Here is a 19,032-nt window from a genome sequence, read left to right as displayed (position 1 = left end):
GTCTGGCCGGACCGGATCCGGGCGGCGACACCGGACCGGGGGTTACCCACGGGTAGGGCATACTGCCGCCCATGAGCCGGCAGCGTCGTCGACACGAGGTCCCCGCGCACTCCCCCCGTTCCGCGGTGGTCACCGGCGCGGCCCGCGGCATCGGCGAGCAGATCGCCCGCGAGCTCGTCGGGCGCGGCTACCGGGTGCTGGTCACCGACCTCGACGAGGCCGCGGCGCAGGCCACCGCGACCCGGATCGGGGCGGCCGCCGGCACCGTGTGCGACGTGACCGACCCGGCCGCGTCCGCGGCGGCGGTGGCCCGGGCCCGCGAGCTCGCGCCGCTGGGCGCCTGGGTGAGCAACGCCGGCGTCGGCTTCGACGGCACCGTCACCGACATCGCCGAGGCCCGCGCCCGCGCGCTGGTCGAGGTCAACCTGCTGGGCCCGATCTGGGGTGCCCGGGCCGCGGTGACGGCGTTCCGCGAGCAGGCGGCGGCGGGGACCGCCCGCGGCGGCGAGATCGGCGTGACCGTGTCGCTGTCCGGCCTCGGCCCGGTTCCGGGCCTGTCGGTGTACGCGGCGTCGAAGGCGGGCGCGCTGTCCGTGGTGTCCGCGCTGGCCTCGGAGGTGCGCCGGGAGGGCATCGGGGTGCACGCGGTCTGCCCGGACGGGGTGAACACCGAGCTGCTGCGCTCGATGACGCCCGGCGGCCAGGGCCAGGCGCTCGTGCGGTCCGGGGTGCTGGTCACCCCCGAGCAGGTCGCGACGGCGCTGGTCGGAATGTTCGGCACCGGCCGGGTCTACCGGACGCTGCCCGCCTGGCGGGGCGCGCTGCTGCGCCTCACCGCGCTCGCACCCGGGCCCGCACTGCGCCTGGAGCCCGCGATGCGCGCGCTCGGCGAGCGGCGCGCCCGCTCGCTGCGCCCCTGACCCGGCGGGTCAGGCGTCGCGGTCCTCGGCCCGCAGCTCGCGCAGCATCCGCTCCCGGCGCTCGCGCTTGCGCAGGGCGCGGTCACGGGCGTCGTGCTCGCGCATCCGGTTCGGGTACCCGACGAGCTGCACGTCGTAGATCGGCATCTGCAGCGACCGGGCCAGCTTCTTCGCCGCGTTCGGGTTCGCGACCCGCCTGCGGGTCCACTCGCCGTCGTGGGCGACGAAGACCACCGTCGTCTCCGTCACGGTCGTGCGCGGTTCGACGAAGGCCTCGACCCCGATCCGGGCGGCCGACCACTCACGCAGGTGGGCCTCCCCCTCCGCGTACGCGCCACGCCTCCCGCCGGAGCCGGATCCCCGGCCGGACCTGGGGCCCGACGGTCCACGTGACCGGAACAGGTCGAGCAGACCCATGCGCGTCGTCCTCTCGTCGATCCGGTCGCACCCCTACGAACCGGACACGGTAGCTCCGAGGGCCCAACGAACGGGATCACGGATTTGCTCCCGACACCCCACTGGCGCAGTCGCGGCCGGATGACAAGATGGGCGCCGCGTAGCGGGGTCCCGTCCGGCGGAGCCGGTCCACCGGCGGTGACCCCCGGAGGGAGCTGATCGGTGTCCGACCCGGGCGCTCGTTCCGCCGACCTGGTGATCCTGGGCGGCGGCTCCGGTGGCTACGCCTGCGCGCTGCGGGCCGCGGAGCTGGGCCTGTCGGTGGTGCTGGTCGAGAAGGACAAGCTCGGCGGCACCTGCCTGCACCGCGGCTGCATCCCCACCAAGGCGCTGCTGCACGCGGCCGAGGTGGCCGACCACGCCCGCGACGGCGCGCAGGTCGGCATCCGCTCCACGTTCGACGGCGTCGACATGGCCGGGGTGAACGCCTACAAGGACGGCGTGGTGTCCCGGCTGTACAAGGGCCTGCAGGGCCTGGTCGCCTCGCGCGGGATCACCGTGGTGCCCGGTGCGGGCATCCTGGAGGGCCCCGGCACCGTCCGGGTCGGCGACGAGCGCATCACCGGCCGCCACGTCGTCCTCGCCACCGGCTCCTACGCCCGGTCACTGCCCGGCCTGGAGCTGGACGACCGCATAGTCACCTCCGACGCCGCGATCTCCCTCGACGAGACCCCGCGCCGGGTCGTCGTGCTCGGCGGCGGCGTGATCGGCGTCGAGTTCGCCAGTGTGTGGCGCTCGTTCGGGGCCGAGGTCACGATCGTCGAGGCGCTGCCGCGGCTCGTGCCGAACGAGGACGAGTTCTGCTCCACCCAGCTGGCCCGGGCGTTCCGGCGGCGCCGGATCACCGCCCGCACCGGGGTGCGGTTCGCGAAGGCGACCCGCAGCGGCGACACCGTCACCGTGTCGCTGGAGTCCGGTGAGGAGATCGAGGCCGACCTGCTGCTGGTCGCGGTCGGCCGCGGCCCCAACACCACCGGTCACGGCTTCGCCGAGGCCGGCGTCGCGATGGACGGCGGCTTCGTGACCGTCGACGAGCGGCTGCGCACGAACCTCGACGGCGTGTACGCCGTCGGGGACGTCACCCCCGGCCTGCAGCTCGCCCACCGCGGCTTCGCCCACGGGATCTTCGTCGCCGAGGACGTCGCGGGGCTCGCGCCCCGCCCCGTCACCGACGACGGCATCCCGCGCGTCACCTACTGCGACCCCGAGGTCGCCTCGGTCGGGCTGACCGAGCAGGCCGCGCGGGACCTCCACGGCGAGGTGCACACCCTGACCTACGACCTGGCCGGCAACGGGAAGTCGCAGATCCTGCAGACCTCCGGGGCGGTCAAGCTCGTCGCCCAGGGGCCCGCCGGACAGGGCGGACGCGTCCTCGGCGTGCACATGGTGGGCTCCCGGATCGGGGAGCTCGTCGGAGAGGCGCAACTGGTCTACAACTGGGAGGCTCTGCCCACCGACGTCGCCGCCCTGATCCACGCCCATCCCACACAGAGCGAGGCCCTCGGAGAGGCCCACCTCGCGCTGGCCGGGAGACCGCTGCACACCCACGGCTGATCCCGGCCCCACAACCCGAACACCCACGCGGAACAAGAGGAGCTCCACCCGACATGGCCGTCACCGTTGAGATGCCCGCCCTGGGCGAGAGTGTCACCGAGGGCACCGTCACCCGCTGGCTCAAGGCCGAGGGCGACACCGTCGAGGTCGACGAGCCGTTGCTCGAGGTCTCGACCGACAAGGTCGACACGGAGATCCCGTCGCCCGCCGCGGGCGTCCTGAAGCGCATCATCGCGGGCGAGGACGACACGGTCGAGGTCGGCGGCGAGCTCGCCGTCATCGGCGACGCCGACGAGGCCGACGACGCCGGTTCGTCCGACTCCGGCTCCTCCGGGAAGGCCGAGGAGCCCGCGGAGACCGAGGCGGAGCCCGAGCCCGAGCCGGAGCAGGCCGAGGAGGAGGCCCCGGAGCCGTCCTCCGGTGGCTCGTCGTCCGGTGGGGGCTCCGGCACCCCGGTCACGATGCCCGAGCTCGGCGAGTCGGTCACCGAGGGCACCGTGACCCGCTGGCTCAAGCAGGTCGGCGACGCCGTCGAGGTCGACGAGCCGCTGCTCGAGGTCTCCACCGACAAGGTCGACACCGAGATCCCCTCGCCGGTCGCGGGCACCGTGCTCGAGCACACCGTCGCCGAGGACGAGACCGTCGAGGTCGGCGCGCAGCTCGCGCTGGTCGGCGACGGCTCCGCCGCCCCGGCGCAGGACGAGGCGCCGAAGCAGGAGAAGGCTCCGGAGAAGAAGGAGGAGCCGAAGAAGGAGGCTCCGAAGGCCGAGCCGAAGCCGGAGCCGAAGGCCGAGCACCCCAAGGCCGAGGAGAAGCAGGAGAAGGCCCCGGCCGGCTCCGAGGACTCCCCCGCCGGGAGGATCGAGCCCTCCTCGAACGGCTCGGGCTCGGGTTCGGGCGAGAAGCCCTACGTGACCCCGCTGGTGCGCAAGCTGGCCCAGGAGCACGGTGTCGACCTCGACTCGGTCACCGGCTCCGGCGTCGGCGGCCGCATCCGCAAGCAGGACGTCCTCGCCGCCGCCGAGCAGGCGAAGGCCCCGGCGCAGGAGAAGCCGTCCGCCCCGGCGGCGCAGCCCGCCTCCGGTGGCGCGCCCCAGGAGCCGAAGGCCGTCCCGACCCGCGCGGACAACGCGCCGGAGCCGGGCACCACGGTCAAGCTCCCGCGCCTGCGCCAGGTCATCGCGCAGCGGATGAACGAGTCGCTCGCGACCTCGGCGCAGCTGACCACCGTCCAGGAGGTCGACCTCACCCGCATCGTCAAGCTGCGGAACCGGGTCAAGGAGGACTTCAAGCGTCGCGAGGGCGCCAACCTCACCTTCCTGGCGTTCATCGCCAAGGCCACCATCGAGGCGCTCAAGGCGTTCCCGTCGCTGAACGCCTCGATCTCCGAGGACAACAAGCAGGTCACCTACCACGGCTCGGTGCACATGGGCATCGCCGTGGACACCCCGCGCGGCCTGCTCGTGCCGGTGATCAAGGACGCCGACGACCTGTCGCTGTCCGGGATCGCCAAGAAGATCGCCGACGTCGCGGCCCGCACCCGCGACTCCAAGATCGGTCCGGACGAGCTGTCGGGCGGCACCTTCACGATCACGAACATCGGGTCCGCGGGCGCGCTGTTCGACACGCCGATCATCAACCAGCCCCAGGTCGCCATCCTGGGCACCGGCGCGATCTCCAAGGAGCCGAAGGTCGTCACCGGCCCCGAGGGCGACGACGTCATCGCCGTCCGCTCGGTCTGCTTCCTGCCGATGACCTACGACCACCGCCTGGTCGACGGCGCCGACGCCGGCCGCTTCCTGTCCGCGGTCAAGGCCCGGCTGGAGGAGGGCGCCTTCGAGGCCGAGCTCGGCCTGTAGGCACCCCTGCGACACACGGCGGCCCGTCCCGGTCCACCCGGGGCGGGCCGCCGTCGTCACCGGTCCGGGTGAACGGGTGACGATGGTCGCGGCATGTCCGGCTCGCGCGTCCGCCCGGGACCGGGAAGGATCGCGGCCGTGCGAGTCGTCGTGGCCGGTTCGTCCGGACTGATCGGAACAGCCCTGGTCGCCCACCTGAGGGGCGCGGGGCACGAGGTGCTGCGCCTGGTGCGGCGCACCCCCGCCGCCCCCGACGAGCGCGGCTGGGACCCGCCCGCCGGCACCGTGCAGGACGGCACCCTCGACGGCGCCGACGCGGTCGTGAACCTCAACGGCGCCGGCATCGCCGACCGGCCGTGGACCGGCGCCCGCAAGCAGCTGATCCGCGACTCGCGCAACGTCCCCACCGAGGTCCTCGCCGAGGCCGTGGCCCGGCACAAGGTCCCGGTGCTGGTCAGCGGCTCGGCCGTCGGCTACTACGGCGACACCGGCCAGGTCGTCGTCGACGAGTCCGCGCCGTCGGGCTCGGGGTTCCTCGCCGACGTGTGCCGGGACTGGGAGGCCGCCGCCGCCCCCGCCGTGGACGCCGGCGCCCGGGTGGTGCTGGTCCGCACCGGCCTGGTCCTGTCCCCCTCCGGCGGGCTGCTCGCGATGCTGCGCCCGCTGTTCAAGGGGTTCCTCGGCGGGCGCATCGGCAAGGGCACCCAGTTCATGCCGTGGGTCTCCCTCGACGACCAGGTCGCGGCGATCCGGTTCGCCGTCGAGACCGAGGCCCTGTCCGGCCCGGCGAACGTGACCGGCCCGGTGCCGGTCACCAACGCCGAGTTCACCAAGGAGATGGCCGCGGCGGTCGGGCGGCCCGCGCCGTTCCCGGTGCCCGGCCCGGTGGTCTCCACCGTGCTCGGCGAGATGGGCCGCGAGATGCTGCTCGGCGGCCAGCGGGCGGTGCCTGCGGCGCTGCTCGAGGCCGGGTTCCAGTTCCGCCACCACACCGTCGGCGACGCGCTCTCGGCCGCGGTCGGGTCATGATCCCGTCCGACGTCGACGTCCTGGTGGTCGGGGCGGGCCTGTCCGGCCTGCGCGCGGCCACCGTGCTGCACCGGCACGGGCTGACCGTGCGCGTGCTGGAGTCCGCCGACCGGGTCGGCGGGCGGATGGCGACCGACGTCGTCGACGGGTTCCGCTGCGACCGCGGGTTCCAGGTGCTCAACACCTCCTACCCGGCGCTGCACGCCGCGCTCGCCCCGCACGGGCTCGACACCCTGGCCGCGCGGCCCTTCGAGCCCGGTGCCGCCATCCGGGCCGGCGACGGCGAACTGCACCGCTTCGTCAACCCGCTGCGCCGCCCGGCGTCCGCCCCGGCCACCGCGCTGGACGACCTGTTCGGCCCGATCGAGAAGGCCAAGCTCGTCGCGTGGACGGCGAAGGTGCTGGCCTCGCCGCCGTCGCGGACCGCGACGCTGGTCGACTCCTCCGCCGCCCGGGACCTCGACGCCGCCGGGCTCGGCGGCGCGGTCACCGACCGGTTCCTGCGCCCCTTCCTGTCCGGGGTGCTCGCCGAGACCGCGCTGGAGACCTCGGCCGCGTTCGTGCGGCTGGTGTGGCGCAGCTTCGCCCTCGGCACGATCGTCGTGCCCGACGACGGTATGGAAGCGCTGCCCCGGCGGCTGGCCGCGGCCCTGCCCGCGGGCACCGTGACGCTCGGGACCCGGGTGCACGCCGTGCGCGGCGGGCCCGCACCCGCCCTGGACACCGACGACGGCACCCTGTCCGCGCGGGCGGTCGTCGTCGCGGCGGACCCGAGGACGGCCGCTGCGCTGCTGCCCGGGGTCGCCGAGCCGCGGATGAACGCGCTGACCACGTTCTTCCACGTCCCGCCGCAGGCCCCGACGGCCTCCCCGCTGCTGCACCTGGACGGCACCGGCGGGCCGGTCGTCAACACGATGGTGATGACCGCGGCCGCGCCGGGCTACTCCGCCGACGGGCGCCCGCTGGTGGCGTCCTCGATCGTCGGGACCCCGGGGCCCACCGGGGTCGACGAGCCCGCGGTGCGCCGCGAGCTGGCCCGGATCTGGGGTGTCGGCACCGACGACTGGGTGCATCTGCACACCGCGCAGGTCGACGAGGCGCTGCCGCTGTTCGAGGCGGGGCGCCCGGTGCGCCGCGACGTCGACCTCGGGGAGAACCTGTTCGTCGCGGGCGACCACCGCGACACCCCGTCCACCCAGGGTGCGCTGGTCAGCGGCCGCCGGGCCGCGCAGGCCGTCCTCGCCCGGCTGGGCGCGGCGTAAGCTCGCCGCCATGCCCGCACCGCATCTGTCCTGCCGCGCCGGAACCGACGACGTCCGGGTCGACCGGCTCGGGCGCGTGGAGTACCAGGCGGCGTGGGACACCCAGAAGGCGCACGCCGAGGCCCGCAAGAACGGCGGGCCGGACGTGCTGATGCTGCTCGAGCACCCGCCCGTCTACACCGCGGGGCGGCGCACCCGTCCGGAGGACCGGCCCACCGACGGCACCCCGGTCGTCGACGTCGACCGCGGCGGGCGGATCACCTGGCACGGGCCGGGGCAGCTCGTCGGCTACCCGATCGTCGCCCTCGGTGAGCCGATGGACGTCGTGGACTACGTCCGCCGCCTGGAGGAGGCCCTCATCCGGGTCTGCCACGACCTGGGCGTGACGAGCGCGGGCCGGGTCGAGGGGCGCTCCGGCGTCTGGCTGCCCGCGCAGGGTTTCACCCCCGAGCGGAAGGTCGCCGCGATCGGCGTCCGGATCGCCGGCGGGGTCACCCAGCACGGATTCGCGATCAACTGCGACGCCGACCTGGGCGACTTCGGGAAGATCGTGCCGTGCGGGATCGCCGACGCCGGCGTCACCACCCTGACCGCGGAGCTGGACCGGGAGGTGACCGTCGACGAGGTCGCCGGCCCGGCGGCCGCCGCGGTGCTGGACGCGCTCGACGGCCGGCTGCCGGTGGCCGAGCACCCGGTCGTCCGCCAGGTCGACCTGATGTCCGGCCTGGGCTGATCCCCCGGCCCCCGTGCCTCAGGCGAGCTGGGGCACCACCGTCGCGGCGAAGTCCTCGATGTGGGCGAGGTCGGACAGGTCGAGGACCTGCAGGTAGACCCGGGTCGTGCCGGTGATCTCGGCCCAGCGGCCGAGCCGGTCGACGATCTCGCCGGGGGTGCCGGCGAGGCTGCTCGCGCGGACCTCGGCGGCGTCGCGGCCCACCGCGGCCGCGCGGCGGTCGACCTCCGAGTCGTCCTTGCCCAGGCACAGCAGCTGCGCCACCGAGTAGGTGAGCGAGCCCGGGTCGCGCCCGGCGGCGGTGCACGCGTCGCGGACCCGGCCGAACTGCGCGGCGACGGCCTCGGGCTGCTGGAACGGCACGTTGAACTCGGTGGCGAACCGGGCGGCCAGCGCCGGTGTCTTCCTCCTCCCCATCCCGCCGACGATCACCGGCGGCGCGTCCTGCACCGGGCGCGGCAGCGCCGGGGAGTCGGTGACGGTGTAGTGCCGTCCCTGATGGGTGAAGCGACCGCCGAGCGGGGTCGCCCACAGCCCGGTGAGGATCTCCAGCTGCTCGGTGAGGATCTCGAAGCGCTCGGCCAGCGGCGGGAACGGGATGCCCAGCGCCCGGTGCTCGGCCTCGAACCAGCCCGAGCCGAGCCCGACCTCGACGCGGCCGCCGGACATCTCGTCGGCCTGCGCGACGGCGACGGCGAGCGGTCCGGGCAGCCGGAACGTCGCGCTGGTGACCAGGGTGCCGAGCCGGATGCGCTCGGTCTCGCGGCCGAGTGCGGCGAGGGTCACCCAGGCGTCGGTCGGGCCGGGGAGGCCGCTGCCGTCGCCCATCGCGAGGAAGTGGTCGGAGCGGAAGAACGCGTCGTAGCCGGCGTCCTGCGTGGTGCGGGCGACCCGCAGGAGGTCGGTGTAGCGGGCGCCCTGCTGGGGCTCGGTGAAGATCCGGAAGTCCACGGGGCGCGACGCTAGCCGCACCGGCCCGCCCGCGCCGCCCGACCACCGGCGGCGGCCGCGGGGGCCCGCTCGCTACGGTCGCGTCGTGCACCCGATCCCCGACCAGACCGGCCGGACCGTCGTCGTCACCGGCACGACCTCCGGGCTCGGTCTCGCGCTGTCCACCGCGTTGGCCCGGGCCGGGGCCCGGGTGCTGATGACCGCCCGCGACGTGACCCGCGGCCGCGCCGCGGTGCGCGGGGCCGGTGGTGAGCTGGTGCTGCTGGACCTCGCCGACCTCGGCTCGGTGCGGGCCGCGGCGGCGGAGATCCGGGAGCGCACCGGGGACCGGGTGGACGTGCTCGTCAACAACGCGGGCGTCGCGATGGGGCCGCGTGCGGACACCGCGGACGGTTTCGAGCTGCAGATCGGCACCAACCACCTGGGGCCGGCCGCTCTGACCTGGCTGCTGATGCCCGCGCTGCGGGCCGCCGGCGACCCGGAGCGGCCGTCGCGGGTCGTCACGACGTCCAGCCTGGGCCACCGCACCGGCCGGCTCGACCCCGACGACCTGGGGTGGCGGCGCCGGCGCTGGTCCCCGAACGCGGCCTACGGAGCGTCGAAGCTGGCGAACCTGCTGTTCGCCGCGGAGCTGGACCGGCGGCTGCGGCTGTCCGGGGACCCGGTGCTCTCGGTCGCCGCGCACCCGGGGATGACCGAGTCGTCGCTGCTCGCGAACTCCTTCCGGCGGGGCGCGACGCTGCAGGCGCGGTTGTTCGCCCCGTGGGAGCGCCGGCTCACCTCCCCGGTGTCCGAGGGTGTCGGGCCGCAGCTCGCCGCGGTGACGGGGCCGGTCCACGGCGGCGACTACCTGGGCCCCACCGGGCTCGGGGAGGCCCGCGGCCCCGCCGGTCCGGCACGGCGCTCGGCGGCCGCGCAGGACCCGGTGCTCGCGGGCAGGTTGTGGCAGGTCACGGCCGCCGCGACCGGCATCACACCGGACCCCGGGCGTAGGCTGGACCCGTGACCATCGCACCCGAAGGCCGCAAGCTCCTCCGCCTCGAGGTCCGCAACAGCGAGACCCCGATCGAGCGCAAGCCGTCCTGGATCCGCACCCGCGCCAAGACCGGTCCGCAGTACACCGAGCTGAAGGGTCTCGTCCGGTCGGGCGGCCTGCACACGGTGTGCGAGGAGGCCGGTTGCCCCAACATCTACGAGTGCTGGGAGGACCGGGAGGCGACGTTCCTCATCGGCGGGGAGCAGTGCACCCGGCGGTGCGACTTCTGCCAGATCGACACCGGCAAGCCGGCCGACCTCGACACCGACGAGCCGCGCCGGGTCGCGGAGTCGGTGCAGCAGATGGGCCTGCGCTACTCGACCGTCACCGGCGTCGCCCGCGACGACCTCGACGACGGCGGCTCCTGGCTCTACGCCGAGACCGTCCGCAAGATCCACGAGCTGAACCCGGGCACCGGCGTCGAGCTGCTCGCCCCGGACTTCAACTCGATCGACGACCAGCTGACCCCGGTCTTCGAGTCGCGCCCCGAGGTGTTCGCGCACAACCTCGAGACCGTCCCGCGGATCTTCAAGCGGATCCGCCCGGCGTTCCGCTACGACCGGTCGCTCGAGGTCATCACCAAGGCCCGCGAGTTCGGTCTGGTCACCAAGTCGAACCTGATCCTCGGCATGGGCGAGACCCCCGACGAGGTCACCTCCGCGCTGCAGGACCTGCACGACGCGGGCTGCGAGATCATCACGATCACCCAGTACCTGCGCCCGACCAAGCGCCACCACCCGGTGGAGCGCTGGGTCAAGCCCGAGGAGTTCGTCGAGCACTCGACGGCCGCCGAGCAGATCGGTTTCGCCGGCGTGATGGCCGGGCCGCTGGTGCGCTCGTCCTACCGGGCCGGCCGGCTCTACGCCCAGACCGTGGCCCACCGCGGCGAGGAGCTCTCCCCCGCCCTGGCTCACCTGGCCGACTCCGGCCCGGCCGCGCAGGAGGCCAGCTCCCTGCTGGCACGCGGCTGAGACCTCCTCGCACCGTCGATCACCGGTCGGAAGTAGGCTGGTCACATGCCCGGCAAGCCCCGTAAGCCCTCGCCCGAAGAGAAGAAGGCGCTCAAGGCCCAGAAGAAGGCCGCGTCGAAGCAGCGTCGCCAGCAGATCTGGCAGGCGTTCCAGATGCAGCGCAAGGAGGACTCCAAGCTCCTCCCGATCATGATCGGCGTGTTCGTCGGGTCGATCGTGGTCGTCACGCTCATCGGGTGGCTCCTCGGCCTCGTCTGGTTCTTCGTGCCCTTCGGCATCCTGATCGGCGCGCTGGCCGCGTTCAGCATCTTCGGCCGCCGCGTCCAGAAGTCGATCTACGTGAAGGCCGACGGGCAGCCGGGCGCCGCAGGCTGGGCGCTGGACAACATGCGCGGCCAGTGGCGGATCACCCAGGGCATCGCGGGCACCACCCACCTCGACGCGGTGCACCGGGTCATCGGGCGGCCCGGGATCATCTTCGTCGCCGAGGGGGCCCCGCACCGGGTGAAGACCCTGCTCGCACAGGAGAAGAAGCGCACCGCGCGGGTCGCCGGCAGCACCCCGATCTACGACGTGATCGTGGGCAACGAGGAGGGTCAGGTCCCGCTCAAGGGCCTGCAGCGCCACCTCATGAAGCTGCCCCGCAACATCTCCGCCGCCGAGATGGACTCCCTGGAGGGCAAGCTCAACGCCCTCGGCAGCCGCTCGGCCGCGATGCCCAAGGGGCCGATGCCCCAGGGCGCCAAGATGCGCAGCATCCAGCGCACCGTCCGCCGCCGCTGACCCCGCCGCCGCTGACACCGCCGCCGGCCGGGCCACCGGGTCAGTCGGTCGGGTCGCCGGACGCCGGCTCGCCGCGCAGGTCCGCCAGGACGCAGTCGGCGCAGGTGCTGCCGCCGGGCACCCGGTAGTACAGGCAGCAGGACCGCCGCCGGAACGTCCAGGCGTGGTCCGGCGCCACCGGGGCCCGCCGCTCCCCCGTACCGGTCAGCCGGGGGTGCTCCAGCAGGTCCGCGGCGACGGCGGCGACGGCGTCCGCGGCGTCGGGGCGCTGGATGTCGAGCACCCGCTTGGCACCCGCGACCGACGACGCGACGTTGCCCCACAGCACCGTCCCGGACACCCCGAACCGCTCGCCCGCGATCTCCACGAGCGGGGTGAGGACGTCGTCGACCAGCGGGGCCAGCGCGTCCGGCCCGGGGAACGGGCAGCGCACCACCCGGGGCGGGTCGAGCGCGACGACGTCGCCCAGCGGCGTGGCCGACCACCACAGCGTCTCCGGCCGCAGGTCGACCAGGACACCGTGCAGGGCCAGCGCCGCGACCGGCCCGGACAGCAGCTTCGCCGCGAGCCCCTGCACCGCGATCGACGCGGCGATCCGCCGGCCCAGCGGCGGCTCGGCCCCGAGCGCCACCCGGGTCCGTTCGACCCGGTCCAGCAGCGCGTCGGGGGCGAGGACGGCGGCGAACGGGCGGACCGACCGTCCGCCGGCCCGCTCCTCGGTGACGTCGAGGAGCTCGAAGAACGGCCCGACCGCCGCGAGCCCGGCCAGCACGTCGCTCACCGGCGGGGTGGTGGCCGGACGCGCGATGTCGGTGTGCTCCGTGGTCACCGGGGAAGCCTCGCATCCCGGATCGTCCCGGTCGAGCCGTTCGTGAGGGTCCCGGCGACCGGTCCGACCCACAGCACCGCCCCCGCAGCGGCGACGACGGCGAGCGCCTGCGCCGCCGTCGACGACGCCACCAGCGCGGCGAGCACCGTCAGCCAGAGGAGGCTCCGCGCGGTCGCCCGTCCCGTCGCCGTCGCCGCGGCCGGGAGGCGCGTCACGGCCGGGCACCGGCCGGCCCGGGCAGCGGCAGCCCGGTCACGATCCGGGCCGCCGCCGCGCCCGCGCGGCGCCCGTGCGGCCGGTCCCCGGTCCCCTCCGGGCCGGCCGGCTCCGGACCGGGTTCGGTGAAGGCGGGCCGGTCTGCGGGCAGCTTGGTGTGGTGCACGACCACGGAGCCGTCGGCGTCGATCCCGACGCCGACGTCGAGCCGGGACCGCTGCGCCGCCCGGTGGGCCAGCGCGACGACGCCGTCGGGGCCCCCGACGGCGTCCGGGTCCGGCCAGGTCGTGACCGGGACACCCTCCTCCTCGGCGCCGGCCAGCACCTCGCGCAGCACCGGGTCCGGGATGTCCGGGTGGTGCCCGACGACGACCGACGGCGGCTCCGGGGCCGACGCCGGGCCCGGGTGGCTCATGCCGCCGGCTCCCCGCTGCTGACCAGCGAGCTCGCGTGCGCGTCGACCAGACCGGAGGCGACGGCGTTGCGCGGGCCCTCGGTGCCGTGCACGTTGCCGGTACCGCAGACCACGCCCGACCCGGCGAGCGCGTCGGCGATCATCTGCGGGATCTCGAAGTCCAGCGCGGACCCGCCGAGCAGCACGACGAAGTCGAGCATGCGCAGCGACCCGCTCGGGGCGACCTGGCGCAGCGCCCGCAGCGCGTTCACCACGAACACCCGGCGCTTCGCCTCCCGGCGCACCCGCACGACGTGGTCGATGGAGTGCCGCGTCGTCACCGGGACGGGCCCGTCCGGGGTCATGACGACGACCCGGGCGAACACGTGCGAGGGCAGCGGCTCGGTGAAGAACTGCACCGAGCCGTCCTCGTGGCGGATGTGGAAGAAGCTCTCCACCTTGGCCAGCGGGAACCACTTGACCTGCTCGGCGGTCTCACGGTCGTCGAGCGCCAGCTCGGAGTCGATCAGCTTGGTGACCAGCTCGCCCGCGCCGGCGACGTGCACCGCGGTGCACGTGCCGTCCCGCAGCAGCAGCGCCGCGTCGGTGGAGCCGCCGCCCATGTCGAGGATCGCGATCGGCGTGTCGGTGCCCGGGGTGGTCAGCGCCCCCCGGACCGCCATCTCGCCCTCGACGCCGCCGATCCGGGCCGAGCAGCCGAGCGTCTCGGCGACCTGGTCGGCGACGACCTGCATCCGGCTGCGGCTGGTGCGCACCATCGCGGCGAGCGCGACGGCGTTCTCCAGCGACACCTCACCGGCCAGCCCGCCCCGCACCTCGCGCGGGACGAACGTGTCGATGGCCAGCACGTCGCGGATCCGGATCTCCCCGGCCGGCTGCCCGGTCACGTCGGTCATCGTGTCCCGGACCTGGGCGAGCATCCCGCCGACGTGCGTGCCGGGCTGGCCGGTCGCGTCGTCGAGCGGCTGCACCCGGGCCAGGGTCTCCATGATCTCGTCGGCGCCGGCGTCGACGTCGACCCGCAGGGTCTTGCCGGCCCCGGTCAGGACCAGCTCCCCCACCGGGACGCGGCGGTCGGTCACGTCCCCGGCCGGGGTCCGGACGACGACGGCCGAGCGGTTCCCGGTCAGCGCCCGCGCCACCGGCGCGACCTGCCGGGTCTGGTCGGGGTCGAGCCCGAACACCGTGGCCAGGCCGTAGGAGTCCGACAGGGTCCGGATGGTGCGCCCCGGCAGGGCGACCTCCACCGCCGCGGACATGCCGAGCGGCACCCGCTCGACGGCGCCGACCTCGTCGACGATCGGGATCGAGACGTCGATCCGGTTCGCGACGAGCACCGCATCGTCCTGCGCCAGCACCGCAGCGACCAGCTCCAGGCCGCGTCCGAGCGCGTCGTTCAGCACCCGCGCGACGCGGTCGAAGTCCCACCCGCGCCCGACGACGGCGATCACCGGTCCCCCGGGGACCGGACCGGGGCCGGTGAGCTCCTCCACCGCGACGGTGACGCCGACCCCGATCCCGCTGCCGCCCGGCGTCGCCGGGTTGTGCCCGATCATCGTGGACTCGGTGATGATCGTCTCGGTGATCGTCTCCATGGCGAGGCCACTGATCACCGGTGTCGCCTCGTTGAGCAGGACCTCGTCCAGCTCGTCGGCGGAGCGCCGGGCCCCTTCCAGGGCCCGGCGGACCGCCGTCACCGCGCCGTCGGTGTTGTCCGGGGTCCCCTTGACCCCGGTGGTGCGGGTCAGGGCGGTCCCGAGGTAGGTGACCCGGCCGCCGGCGTCGATCGAGGCCACGCAGGCCTCGGTCGTCGAGTTGCCGATGTCCACGCCCACGACCAGCCGCGAGCCGTCCGTCCCGTGCACCTGTGTCTCCTTCAGCCTGCGACCGGTGCGCCGAGGGCGACCTCGACCGGACGCACCCCGTTGCGGATCTGCTCGAACTCCTTGAGGTGCAGCAGCGCCGCCTTGGCCTGCCAGCGGGGGCGGGCCATCTGGTCGTTGCGGGTCGGCACCGGCTGCGGCGACTCGCCCTTGGCGTACTGCGCGGCGTTGGAACCGATGCCGCGGAACACCTCGGCGTCGAGCAGCGGGGACTGCGGGAACAGCTCCAGGTTCGACAGCCGGGCGAGGTCCTTCTGATGGATCATCGTGGTGCCCCGCGACAGCAGGCCCACGCAGATCCCGGAGCCGGACAGCTTCGCGCCGGTGTGGGCGATGGCCGCCAGGTCGGCGGTGTCCCACACCCGGATCAGCCGCGACGTCACGCCCTGCTCCTCGATGCCCGCCATGAGCTGGCGCAGCACCTCGGCGTGCGGGACGTCGACGATCGTGCGGGTGAAGAACCCGGCGAACGCCGGGGACACCGCGATGACGACCTCGTCGGGCCGGGTGCCGCGCTCGGCGGGCCCGATCTCGGTGAGCGACAACGGGTTCTCGGTAGCGGTGCTCACGAGACCTCCTCCTCGGGGTTCTCGGCGCTGGTGACGTGGCGCAGCTTCTTCAGGGCGTTCCACCGGTCGCCGGTCAGGCGGTAGCCGGTGCCGGGACCGGCGTAGTCGTTGGCGTCGTTGATGGCGGCCTGCGGGACGAAGTTCTCGTCGAGGATCGCCGAGGTCTGGAGCAGGTCGCCGGACACGCGCTGGCGCAGGACCTGCAGCAGGTTCTCCGCGACGTCGTGGAAGCCGGTGCGCTCCAGGATCTTGACCAGGTCGAGGCCGGTGATGCCGCGGTCCATGACCGACTGGGCGCCCTTGAGGTCCTCGAGGACCTCGCGCAGCGGGTAGTCGGCGCTGGAGTTGGCGTAGGTGGCCGCCTCGATCTCCTCGTCGGTGATCCGCGGCAGGTCCAGCTCGGCGAACACGGCCTGCATCGCGCGGGCCGCCTTCTCGCGCACCGCGAGGATCTCCGGCTCGCGGACGTGGCGCAGGCCGCCGTCGATCTGCAGGTCGCGCTGGATGGTGTTCCAGTCGTCGTAGTCCTCGACGTCGAGGTTCGACCCGGCGAACATGTTGTCCGAGTTCGGCACGCCGGAGAAGCCGGAGCACACCAGGTCCTGCCCGGACAACAGCTGCGGCATGAGCCGGCTGGTGCGGCGCATCGCCGAGTGCGAGAACGACTGGTCGTTGCCGGCCGCGCACTCCAGGTCGACCATGTTGCAGACCAGGTTCTCGGCGGCGACGGCCCGGATGCCGCCCGGGACCGCGCCCGGGACGCCGATGCAGCTGATCGAGCCGTTCTGCAGGCCCTGGACGCCGGCGCCCTTGGCCATCAGGATGCAGCGGATCTCGAGGAACAGCATGGAGCGGCCCTCGGCGTTGCCCATCTGCACCTCCGACCCGGTGCCCGAGGTGAAGCGCATCTTGATGCCGCGGGAGGCGTAGGCGCTGGCGAGGAACGACTTCGACCACGGGGTGTCGTCGCCGTCGACGAAGACCGACTCGGTGCCGTAGACCGAGATCGTCTCGGCGTAGCCGGTGATGCCGCGCATGCCCAGGTCGAGCTCGGTGGCCTCCTCCAGCGCGCACTGGGTGATGACACCGCCGCGCCCGGACTGGGCACCGACCTGCAGGCCGATGGCGACGAGCGGGGCGTAGCGCAGTACGCCGAGGGTCGTCTCCATCTCGGCGAAGCCGCGCAGCGCGGCCTCGGCGGCGTCGGCCGCGACCTGGATGGGGTTGTCCCGGGCACTGGTGGAGTGCGCCTGGTTGGCGGGGCTGCGACGGGCCCGCATCTTCTGCATCGACATCATGATCTCGACGACGTTGAGCAGCTTGACGACGTCGAGCAGCTTGGCCGGGGTGAGGCCGCGCGTGATGTCGAGCAGGTCGGCCCGGGTCACGCCCGGGTCGACGAGCATCCGCGCGATGTCGGTCGAGGGGATCGCGGTGGCCCGCTCGGCGACCTCGACGTCGATCGCGTGGTCGGCGATGAAGGTGTCCATGAAGTCGAACTCGGAGCGCTCGCGCCCGTCCATCTCCACGATCACGCCGTTCTCGACGCGGACGCTCGGCTGCGGGTCGAAGTCGCTCTCCATGGCGACGAGACCCTTCTCCGGCCATTCCTCGACGAAGCCGTCGAGGTTGACCGGGCGGGACTCGAGCATGTCGGTGCGCTTGGAGGTCCGGGCCCCGGTCGCCGGGGTGCCCGCCTCGGGGAGGGTGCTGGTCATCGGTCAGTCTCCTTCGCGGGCGAGCAGGTCGCGGGCGGCGTAGACCTGCGCGGCCTCGCGGACGAGCGCGGCGCAGGTGGCGGCGGCGTAGTCGTTCTCCAGCCGGTCGGCGATCTCCGCGAGCCGGGCGGCCGACGAGGCGCGGGGCCGCAGCGCGTTGTAGATCGCGAGGACCTCCTCGTCGGGGACGGCGGTGAGCTCGGCGGCGCGCCGCATGTTCTCGGCGAGCTGGCGGCGGCCGACCGAGTCGGAGATCTCGCCCTGGAGCTTCAGGGTCTCGGGCGAGATGCGGAGGTCCTCGTTGCGGATCTCCCCGGACACGACGGCGGCCATGGTGACCTCCGCCAGCGGCCGGCCGGTCGGGGTGCGGAGCAGGTCGGGCCGCTGCACGGACAGCGGGTAGTCGGTGGGGCCGAGGGTGGTGCTCATCGGGTCTCCTCCAGGCGGGACGCCACGGGCTGCTCGACCGGGGCCTGCGGGTGCGGGACGCGGCCGACGGGGGTCTCGCCGGTCGCGGCGGCCTCCAGCTCGGCCGGGGTGAGGAAGCGCTCGACCAGCAGGACGAAGGCGCCGCCTCCGATCAGGCCACCGAGCAGCGGGGCGACGATCGGGAGCCACCAGTACGGGACGCCGGCGGCGGTGACGAACGCGGTGTCGTAACCGGTGACGAACGAGGCGAGTCGGGGGCCCAGGTCACGGGCCGGGTTGATCGCGTAGCCGGCGTTGGCACCGAACGCAATGCCGATGCCGACGACCAGGAAACCGATCATGAAGGGCGCCATGTTGGCGCCGGGCGGGTTGTTGAGCGCGTTGGTCAGCGCGAAGATCACGAAGACGAGCAGGGCGGTGCCGACGATCTGGTCGCCGAACGCGGCGAAGATCGTGACGTGCTCGCCGGGCAGGGTCGAGAAGATGGTCTGCGTGGCGACGGTGTGGCCGGGGTCGACCGCCGCGATCGGGCCGGCGTAGACGGCCCGCACGACGAGGGCGGCGAGGAAGGCGCCGACCGTCTGGGCCAGCCAGTAGGGCACGACCTTGCGCCAGGCGAAGCCCTTGAACACGGCCAGCGCCAGGGTGACGGCCGGGTTGAGGTGGGCCCCGCTCACGCGGCCGGCGATGTAGACGCCCATGGTGACCGCGACGCCCCAGCCCCAGACCAGGGTGCCCCAGTCGCCGTTGGCGCCCTCGGAGGTCACGACCTGGGCGACGGTGCCGCAGCCGATGAGGATCAGGACGAAGGTCCCGGCGAACTCGGCTGCGAGCTCGCCGGCGTCCCCGCGGCTCACGCGAGTGCCGCGACGGCGGCCTCGGCCACCGTCACGTCCTGCTCCACCGAGCCGGCGCTGACCCCGACCGCGCCGACGAGCTCACCGTCGCGGTGGATCGGGATGCCGCCGCCGAAGATGACCATGCCACCGGCGGTGTGCTCCAGGCCGTAGAGCTCGGCACCGGGCTGTACCAGCGGGGTCAGCGCCGCGGTCGGCAGGTTCATCAGGATCGAGGTGCGCGCCTTGCGCTGGGCGATGTCGATGCTCGCGCGGATCGCGCCGTCCTGGCGGGCGAAGGCGAGCAGGTGGCCGCCGTCGTCCACGATCGCCACGTTCATCGGCTGGCCGATCTCGGTCGCCTTCGCCAGTCCGGCGGCCAGCGCCTTCTCTGCGTCCTGGAGGGTCAGTCGCTGCATCCGGGCCTCACTCCTCGTCGAGTCGAGCTGCCCGGGTCCGTACCGGGCCACGACGAGGACGCTATGAGCGCGGTCACCCGCACAGATATGAGGACTCTCCCTACCTCACCCCCACCCCCACACCCTCCGGAGAGGGCCGTACGGCCCAGTCGGCGCCGGTGCGG

Annotated in this window: 20 protein-coding genes; 9 read left to right on the top strand and 11 right to left on the bottom strand. The window is 74.2% G+C overall.

The annotated features are described in order from the left end of the window. Positions 1 to 71: 71 nt before the first annotated feature. Positions 72 to 920 carry an SDR family oxidoreductase gene (locus KPF22_RS12450; RefSeq protein ID WP_208822341.1) on the top strand — a complete coding sequence of 283 codons (849 nt, stop codon included), beginning with the start codon at positions 72 to 74 and terminating at the stop codon, positions 918 to 920. A gap of 9 nt (positions 921 to 929) precedes the next feature. Here KPF22_RS12450 and KPF22_RS12445 read toward each other — a convergent pair whose 3' ends face one another. Next, positions 930 to 1,337, bottom strand: a complete 408-nt coding sequence (locus tag KPF22_RS12445; RefSeq protein WP_208822343.1) for an oxidoreductase — start codon at positions 1,335 to 1,337, stop codon at positions 930 to 932. Between the two features lie 201 nt (positions 1,338 to 1,538). On the opposite strand from KPF22_RS12445, the gene lpdA reads away from it, so the two are divergent. The 5 genes from lpdA to lipB all read left to right on the top strand — a co-directional run bounded on the left by lpdA (position 1,539) and on the right by lipB (position 7,813). Continuing rightward, a complete protein-coding gene (gene lpdA, locus KPF22_RS12440) occupies positions 1,539 to 2,930 on the top strand; it encodes a dihydrolipoyl dehydrogenase (RefSeq protein WP_224402127.1) in 1,392 nt (463 codons plus the stop codon). A 53-nt stretch (positions 2,931 to 2,983) separates the two neighbouring features. Next, on the top strand, positions 2,984 to 4,789 hold the full coding sequence (gene sucB, locus KPF22_RS12435; protein WP_224402126.1) for a 2-oxoglutarate dehydrogenase, E2 component, dihydrolipoamide succinyltransferase: 1,806 nt from the start codon (positions 2,984 to 2,986) through the stop codon (positions 4,787 to 4,789). Between the two features lie 138 nt (positions 4,790 to 4,927). Beyond that, a complete protein-coding gene (locus tag KPF22_RS12430) occupies positions 4,928 to 5,818 on the top strand; it encodes a TIGR01777 family oxidoreductase (protein WP_224402125.1) in 891 nt (296 codons plus the stop codon). Beyond that, positions 5,815 to 7,080, top strand: a complete 1,266-nt coding sequence (locus KPF22_RS12425) for an NAD(P)/FAD-dependent oxidoreductase (RefSeq protein WP_208822351.1) — start codon at positions 5,815 to 5,817, stop codon at positions 7,078 to 7,080. Before KPF22_RS12430 ends, KPF22_RS12425 begins: the two co-directional genes overlap by 4 nt. A 10-nt stretch (positions 7,081 to 7,090) precedes the next feature. Continuing rightward, positions 7,091 to 7,813, top strand: a complete 723-nt coding sequence (gene lipB / locus KPF22_RS12420) for a lipoyl(octanoyl) transferase LipB (protein WP_208822353.1) — start codon at positions 7,091 to 7,093, stop codon at positions 7,811 to 7,813. Positions 7,814 to 7,831: 18 nt separating this feature from the next. Here lipB and KPF22_RS12415 read toward each other — a convergent pair whose 3' ends face one another. After that, positions 7,832 to 8,764, bottom strand: a complete 933-nt coding sequence (locus KPF22_RS12415) for an LLM class F420-dependent oxidoreductase (RefSeq protein WP_208822355.1) — start codon at positions 8,762 to 8,764, stop codon at positions 7,832 to 7,834. An 85-nt stretch (positions 8,765 to 8,849) separates the two neighbouring features. Between KPF22_RS12415 and KPF22_RS12410 the strand changes: the two genes are divergently transcribed. From KPF22_RS12410 to KPF22_RS12400, 3 genes are read left to right on the top strand one after another with little or no spacing between them, the layout of a single operon-like run. Then, positions 8,850 to 9,770 (top strand): SDR family NAD(P)-dependent oxidoreductase, encoded by a 921-nt coding sequence (locus KPF22_RS12410; RefSeq protein ID WP_208822357.1) that lies wholly within the window; start codon positions 8,850 to 8,852, stop codon positions 9,768 to 9,770. Beyond that, a complete protein-coding gene (gene lipA / locus KPF22_RS12405; protein ID WP_062395976.1) occupies positions 9,767 to 10,771 on the top strand; it encodes a lipoyl synthase in 1,005 nt (334 codons plus the stop codon). Before KPF22_RS12410 ends, lipA begins: the two co-directional genes overlap by 4 nt. A gap of 45 nt (positions 10,772 to 10,816) precedes the next feature. Beyond that, complete coding sequence (locus tag KPF22_RS12400) at positions 10,817 to 11,554, top strand: DUF4191 domain-containing protein (protein WP_062395977.1); 738 nt, start codon at positions 10,817 to 10,819, stop codon at positions 11,552 to 11,554. Positions 11,555 to 11,594: 40 nt separating this feature from the next. Here the strand turns inward: KPF22_RS12400 and KPF22_RS33100 are convergent, their stop codons facing one another. From KPF22_RS33100 to KPF22_RS12355, 9 genes are read right to left on the bottom strand one after another with little or no spacing between them, the layout of a single operon-like run. After that, positions 11,595 to 12,383 carry a (2Fe-2S)-binding protein gene (locus KPF22_RS33100; RefSeq protein WP_208822360.1) on the bottom strand — a complete coding sequence of 263 codons (789 nt, stop codon included), beginning with the start codon at positions 12,381 to 12,383 and terminating at the stop codon, positions 11,595 to 11,597. Beyond that, positions 12,380 to 12,598: a hypothetical protein gene (locus KPF22_RS12390; RefSeq protein ID WP_224402124.1), complete on the bottom strand. Its 219-nt coding sequence runs from the start codon at positions 12,596 to 12,598 to the stop codon at positions 12,380 to 12,382. Before KPF22_RS12390 ends, KPF22_RS33100 begins: the two co-directional genes overlap by 4 nt. Further along, the gene (locus KPF22_RS12385) at positions 12,595 to 13,014 is read right to left on the bottom strand and encodes a glycerol dehydratase reactivase beta/small subunit family protein (RefSeq protein ID WP_208822364.1); all 420 of its coding nucleotides are present in this window, start codon (positions 13,012 to 13,014) and stop codon (positions 12,595 to 12,597) included. The genes KPF22_RS12390 and KPF22_RS12385 overlap by 4 nt, the downstream gene beginning before the upstream one ends. Beyond that, a complete protein-coding gene (locus tag KPF22_RS12380) occupies positions 13,011 to 14,879 on the bottom strand; it encodes a diol dehydratase reactivase subunit alpha (protein ID WP_208822366.1) in 1,869 nt (622 codons plus the stop codon). The genes KPF22_RS12385 and KPF22_RS12380 overlap by 4 nt, the downstream gene beginning before the upstream one ends. Positions 14,880 to 14,890: 11 nt before the next feature. Then, positions 14,891 to 15,466 carry a propanediol/glycerol family dehydratase medium subunit gene (locus tag KPF22_RS12375; RefSeq protein WP_208822368.1) on the bottom strand — a complete coding sequence of 192 codons (576 nt, stop codon included), beginning with the start codon at positions 15,464 to 15,466 and terminating at the stop codon, positions 14,891 to 14,893. Continuing rightward, positions 15,463 to 17,184, bottom strand: coding sequence for a propanediol/glycerol family dehydratase large subunit (locus tag KPF22_RS12370; protein ID WP_208822371.1), 1,722 nt, complete (start codon positions 17,182 to 17,184; stop codon positions 15,463 to 15,465). The genes KPF22_RS12375 and KPF22_RS12370 overlap by 4 nt, the downstream gene beginning before the upstream one ends. Before the next feature lie 3 nt (positions 17,185 to 17,187). Beyond that, entirely contained in the window at positions 17,188 to 17,613 is a 426-nt protein-coding gene (locus tag KPF22_RS12365) for a diol dehydratase small subunit (protein ID WP_062395983.1), read from the bottom strand. Next, positions 17,610 to 18,470 carry an MIP/aquaporin family protein gene (locus KPF22_RS12360; protein WP_224402123.1) on the bottom strand — a complete coding sequence of 287 codons (861 nt, stop codon included), beginning with the start codon at positions 18,468 to 18,470 and terminating at the stop codon, positions 17,610 to 17,612. The genes KPF22_RS12365 and KPF22_RS12360 overlap by 4 nt, the downstream gene beginning before the upstream one ends. Continuing rightward, positions 18,467 to 18,919: a heme-binding protein gene (locus KPF22_RS12355; protein WP_224402122.1), complete on the bottom strand. Its 453-nt coding sequence runs from the start codon at positions 18,917 to 18,919 to the stop codon at positions 18,467 to 18,469. The genes KPF22_RS12360 and KPF22_RS12355 overlap by 4 nt, the downstream gene beginning before the upstream one ends. Positions 18,920 to 19,032: the final 113 nt, after the last annotated feature.

Origin of the sequence: Pseudonocardia sp. ICBG1034, from assembly GCF_020131375.1 — a bacterium.
Classification (GTDB): Bacteria; Actinomycetota; Actinomycetes; order Mycobacteriales; family Pseudonocardiaceae; genus Pseudonocardia; species Pseudonocardia alni.
This window is presented reverse-complemented; position numbering and strand designations above follow the sequence as displayed.